The organism is Streptomyces sp. (genome assembly GCF_031178505.1).
Taxonomy (GTDB): domain Bacteria; phylum Actinomycetota; class Actinomycetes; order Streptomycetales; family Streptomycetaceae; genus Streptomyces; species Streptomyces gulbargensis.
Genome location: NZ_JAPSIW010000596.1, coordinates 1 through 4,366, shown reverse-complemented (window position 1 = coordinate 4,366; position 4,366 = coordinate 1). Strand labels below are relative to the sequence as shown.

The 4,366-nt window shown below is 71.0% G+C and carries 5 protein-coding genes; all 5 read right to left on the bottom strand.

All coding sequences use genetic code 11. The features are described 5' to 3' along the window. Positions 1 to 34 precede the first annotated feature (34 nt). A complete protein-coding gene (locus tag RIF68_RS28590) occupies positions 35 to 2,158 on the bottom strand; it encodes an FtsK/SpoIIIE domain-containing protein (RefSeq protein WP_309054182.1) in 2,124 nt (707 codons plus the stop codon). A 128-nt stretch (positions 2,159 to 2,286) separates the two neighbouring features. Further along, on the bottom strand, positions 2,287 to 2,466 hold the full coding sequence (locus RIF68_RS28585; RefSeq protein ID WP_309054183.1) for a pRL2-8: 180 nt from the start codon (positions 2,464 to 2,466) through the stop codon (positions 2,287 to 2,289). Beyond that, positions 2,463 to 2,780 carry a hypothetical protein gene (locus RIF68_RS28580; RefSeq protein ID WP_309054181.1) on the bottom strand — a complete coding sequence of 106 codons (318 nt, stop codon included), beginning with the start codon at positions 2,778 to 2,780 and terminating at the stop codon, positions 2,463 to 2,465. The genes RIF68_RS28585 and RIF68_RS28580 overlap by 4 nt, the downstream gene beginning before the upstream one ends. A 216-nt stretch (positions 2,781 to 2,996) precedes the next feature. Next, positions 2,997 to 3,890 carry a DUF2637 domain-containing protein gene (locus tag RIF68_RS28575; protein WP_309054180.1) on the bottom strand — a complete coding sequence of 298 codons (894 nt, stop codon included), beginning with the start codon at positions 3,888 to 3,890 and terminating at the stop codon, positions 2,997 to 2,999. Further along, positions 3,887 to 4,156: a DUF6284 family protein gene (locus RIF68_RS28570; protein WP_309054179.1), complete on the bottom strand. Its 270-nt coding sequence runs from the start codon at positions 4,154 to 4,156 to the stop codon at positions 3,887 to 3,889. Before RIF68_RS28570 ends, RIF68_RS28575 begins: the two co-directional genes overlap by 4 nt. Positions 4,157 to 4,366: the final 210 nt, after the last annotated feature.

The window sequence follows — 4,366 nt, the reverse complement described above, 5'->3', positions numbered from 1 at the left end:
TCTCCCTGACCCGTCGGGGGTCGGCTCCCTGCCGTCATTCGGCGGAAGCGGAACCGTCCGTGTCGCGGTCGGCGAGGGCGCGGGCGACGCGGTCGCGACCGACGACCATGCGGCCGTCGGACTTGTAGGGCTCCGCGCCGGCGGCGTCCAGCACGCGCTTGAGGTCGATGAACGACCACCCGTTGTAGGCGTCGGCGTTGAGCGCGGCGAGCCGGGTGATGACCTCCTGCGTACGCACCCGGGTGTCGCTGCCCAGCACGGTGGCGATGTCGGCGAGCGGGTCCCGCTCCTCGCCCCGGTCGATGGCGTGCAGGGTGGTGACGCCATCGCGCAGGGCCTTGGCCCGGTCGGTGATGGCGGTGGCCTGCTCGTCGTTGATGTAGTGCGTGCGCACGGTGATGGACGCCTGCCCGGCAGGGATCTCGATCCCGTCAGAGGCGACGACGAGGGTGCCCTTGTCCAGGCCCTGGCGCAGCAGGTGCGGGGCGGCGCCGCCGTCCACGGCCTTGTCCCCCAGCGCCATGCGGGCCTGCGACTCGGTGCCCAGGGCGAGGGAGGCACGGGTGTGGGCACCCTCGCGGACCAGCTTGGGCAGGTTCTGGTCGGTGGGGTCCTGCGTGCCCTCCCACAGCAGCACGTCGACCACCCGGCCCTGGTTGTGGACCTTGCGGACGGCCATGAAGTACCGGGAGATCGCCTTGGAGCCGCCGTAGGGGCGTCCGTCCTCGTCCTTGACCGGGCACATGAACGCCACCTGCGCTTCGTCCACGATGCCGATCAGCGGGTCAAAGACCGCACCGGGGTCGCGGCGGCGAATCTCGATACGGCGGTTCATCTCCTCGACCAGGCTCTCCACCATCTCGGTGGCCTCGATCACCTGCTCATCGGCCGGACCCTGAATCAGGACCGTGGCCAGGCCGTCGAACATGGCCCAGTCGCCGGCGCCCTTAAGGTCGGCGATCCGGAACTCCACCCGACGGTCCAGGCACGCCCACAGGGCCAGCGCCCGCAGCGCGGCCGTCTTGCCCTGGTTCGACAACCCGGTGATGAGCAGGTGGCGCTGATAGAGGGACAGGGCGGCGGCGTCCCCGCGCAGGTCCTGACCCCACGGCGCCCTGCCCTTGGCGTAATCGGCGGTCAGCGACTCGTCCGTGGTCAGCGGGGACGGGCCGATCGGCTCGTCCAGCGCACCCGAGTCGGCGATCCACAGCCGCACCGTCCGCGCCGCCTGCGGGATCGTGATGAACACCTCGTGCTCGTGCCGGGTCAGGTTCTCCGCGAGCTTCTTGCGCCGCTTCTGCACCTCATCAGTCGACACCCCCGAAGGAAGCGTCACGTCGACTTCCACACCGCATCCGGCGATGGTGATCGGCCCGAGCATCGAGGCGCCGGCGTCGCCCATCTCCTTGATGGCGTTGCGCAGGGCCGGGACTCCGAGGTCGCGCAGGGCCTTGACCACGATGGACGGGGTGATCGGCTCACCCTCGCCCGACCGGACGTTGGCGGGCAGGGCCCAGGCGGGGGCGGCGTGCTGCTTGTGACCGACCGACCACAGGGCGAGCAGGGCGAGGAACGGGCCGATGGTGAGGGCCGGGCCCCACACGATCTGTACGATCCGGATCAGCAGGGCGATGAAGTCGATCGTCGCCGACAGAGGGGTGATCACGTCCCGGACCTGGCCGGTGTTGATGGCCATCACGACACCGAGCGCGACCAGCACGCCGATGCTCATGCCAGCGCCGACGGCCACACCCTTGGCCGCCTCCACCGGGGAGTGCAGCAGGTCCATGCGGCGGTGGTGGCGGGCGGCGCGGAAGCGCTGCAACCGCTCCTCCCACTCCTCCGCGGCTTCGAGGTTCCCCGCGGCTTCCGCCGCCCGGATCATCCGCTCATAGCGCGACCCGGTACGGCCGTCCCACGCCCGCCGGGCCACGATCCGCCCTCCGTTGAAGGTGTAGAGGCCGTGCCGGGCCGCCGCGCGCACGACCGTCTTCGTCCGCTCGTGCGTCACGGCCGTCTTCACCGCGTGGCCGGAGCGGACCCACAGCGGCACCGGACGGGCGGGCGGCGCGTCGGGCACGATGGTGAGCACGGTGGGGGCCGTGTCGGGGGTCGGGGGGTCGGTGGGCTTGTGGAGGTGAACGACGTTCTCAGACATGCTGGAAGTTCTCCTGACTGCCCCGATCGGGGCGGGAGTAAGGGAGAGCCGGGGTGGCCGGGTCCGTGGAAAGAGCGGCCACCCCGGGCAGCAGTAACGTGCGGCAAAGCGTCACGCGGTGGGCGTGGTCACCACCAGCGGGACGACTTCTTGGGCACGAGGTAGGGGCAGCCGTTGACCATGTGGTCAACGCACTGCGGGCAGTCCTCGCGCGGCTTGAGCTTGCGGTGAACGCGCCGGTCGTAGGCGTGCTGCCAGCACTGCGGGCACTCACCCGGCGGCGTCTCTACCGGCTTGGCCACGGTCACCACCACCCCGACGACTTCTTGGCCGCCTTCGCGCGGGCCCCCTCGGTGCGCAGCCTCTGACGCTCGCCGTGCAGGGCGGTCAACTCCGCGTTCAGCCGCGTCTCCGCGCTGTTGCCGGTGACGTCCATCCGCTTCTCTTCACGGCCGGCGCTGCGGCCCCGGGCGACCTTGTAGCCGCCGACGGCCAGGGCGCGGGCCATGGCCCGGCGTTCACTGCCGGTCAGCGGCCACCACTCGCCACGGCGGACCGCTTCCAACTTCTTCTCCGTCGCCTGGATCGCGCGATCCAACCGGCGGATATCAGCGTTACGCATGGTCAGACGCTCCTCGGAGAGTCGCAGGGGGTTGCCGCTACGGTGTGCGGCATGGGTGGGGAATCCGTGGGCCGTACACGGCCGTGCAAGTGGTGTGGTGTACCGGTCCGGCAGCCACGCAGTAGGTGGCGCAGGCGGCGGTACTGCACCAAGCAGCACCGCCGTTGGTCTCGGTTCTGGCGAGCCGTCGCGGCGATCTTCGACAACCTGTAGCCGTCAGGCGGCAGCACCCTCGGCCCGCTCAGCAAGCAGCGTGTCCCGCAGCGTCCGGGCGTTCGCCGGCGACGTGCGCACCTCGCGGCGGATGCCCTCGGCGGTCACCTTCGCGTCCGGCCAGTCGGCCGTCGCCTTGCGTGCTTCGGCGAGCAACTGTTCCGGCGTGCGCTTCGGTCGAGTCGGCTTCGCGGCGTCCGGGACACGGCCGGTGGCGCGGCGCGGTCGGGTCGACTCCGCCGGCACGGTGCGGGGCTCGATCGGCTTAACGGGGGCCGGTGCGATCGAGGGGGGCGGCTTGGCCGGGAGCGTCGACTTCAGGAAGCCGACGGCCACCGGACGGGGCAGCACCGTCGTGTTCGGGGTGATCGGCGCGGGGGTCGATACCGTGAGGTCAGCCGTAGACCGTTTCCTCTCGCTATCGGTCGATTCCTCCGCATTCGTGCTCGCGGTCGGGATCGGGGCGGGGCGGTGGTGGAGCACCTTGGCCACGAGGTCGGAACCGAAGTAGATCGACCCGACCGGCAGCGACGTAGCGAGCAGGACCAGGGCCCAGTTCGCCGGGTCCCAGTCGGCCAACCGTCCCCAGTCGACCGTGCGGCCGTGCAGCTCCGGGACCAGGCCGTGCACGTAGTTGAGGACCAGGGAAGCGATCGTGTACGCACCGAGGACCCGCAGGGCGAAGCGGCGGGCGTCGCCGGTGAGTACGAGGGTGGCGATGAGGGCGAGGGCCATCAGGCCGTCGACCACGAACGGGTACAGCATCGCGGCCGTGTCATCGGCGCCGACCGCGCCGGCGATGTCCCGCAGCGCGTTCCACGAGACTCGGAACGCCATGGCGACCACGGCGACCAGGGCGAGCACCAGGGCGGCGCGTCCCTTGCGGTGGAGGCTCATGCCGCACCGCCGGGCCGCGTCGCGCCGGTGGTGCGGTTGGCCAGGTCCCGGCGGGCGGCCAGCACCCGGTTCCGGGCCCGGCGGATACGCCGGTTGTCCAGCTCGGTCGGCGTACGGTCCAGAGCGATGATCTGCGCGTCGACCAGGTCGACACCCGCGAGGATCACCGGCATCTCCTGCTCGATCGCGTCCAGCTCCGCATCCGTCGGCTCCATGAAGTCGGCGAACGCGGTAACAGCGTCCTGAACAGTGACGATGTGGTTCATGGGTCGTGGTCTCCCTAGACGGTGAAACGGCCCGAACAGCACCCCCGGAGTAGCCGCTCCGGGGGTGCGCGCCGTTGGAGGGTGAAGCCGCATCCCAGTGGTGCGGCGGGCCGCGTGCGGCGGCCGGTGCCCCGGGCCGGATTCGATCCGGCGCCCTTCACGGCGAGATGCCGGGGCTGGTCATTCACTAGCCATTGCGGCGGTCGTACT

Excerpts from the sequence above, each read along its gene's own strand:
- RIF68_RS28590 (WP_309054182.1), bottom strand. The coding sequence starts at position 2,158 with ATGTCTGAGAACGTCGTTCACCTCCACAAGCCCACCGACCCCCCGACC.
- RIF68_RS28580 (WP_309054181.1), bottom strand. The coding sequence starts at position 2,780 with ATGCGTAACGCTGATATCCGCCGGTTGGATCGCGCGATCCAGGCGACG.
- RIF68_RS28575 (WP_309054180.1), bottom strand. The coding sequence starts at position 3,890 with ATGAGCCTCCACCGCAAGGGACGCGCCGCCCTGGTGCTCGCCCTGGTC.
- RIF68_RS28570 (WP_309054179.1), bottom strand. The coding sequence starts at position 4,156 with ATGAACCACATCGTCACTGTTCAGGACGCTGTTACCGCGTTCGCCGAC.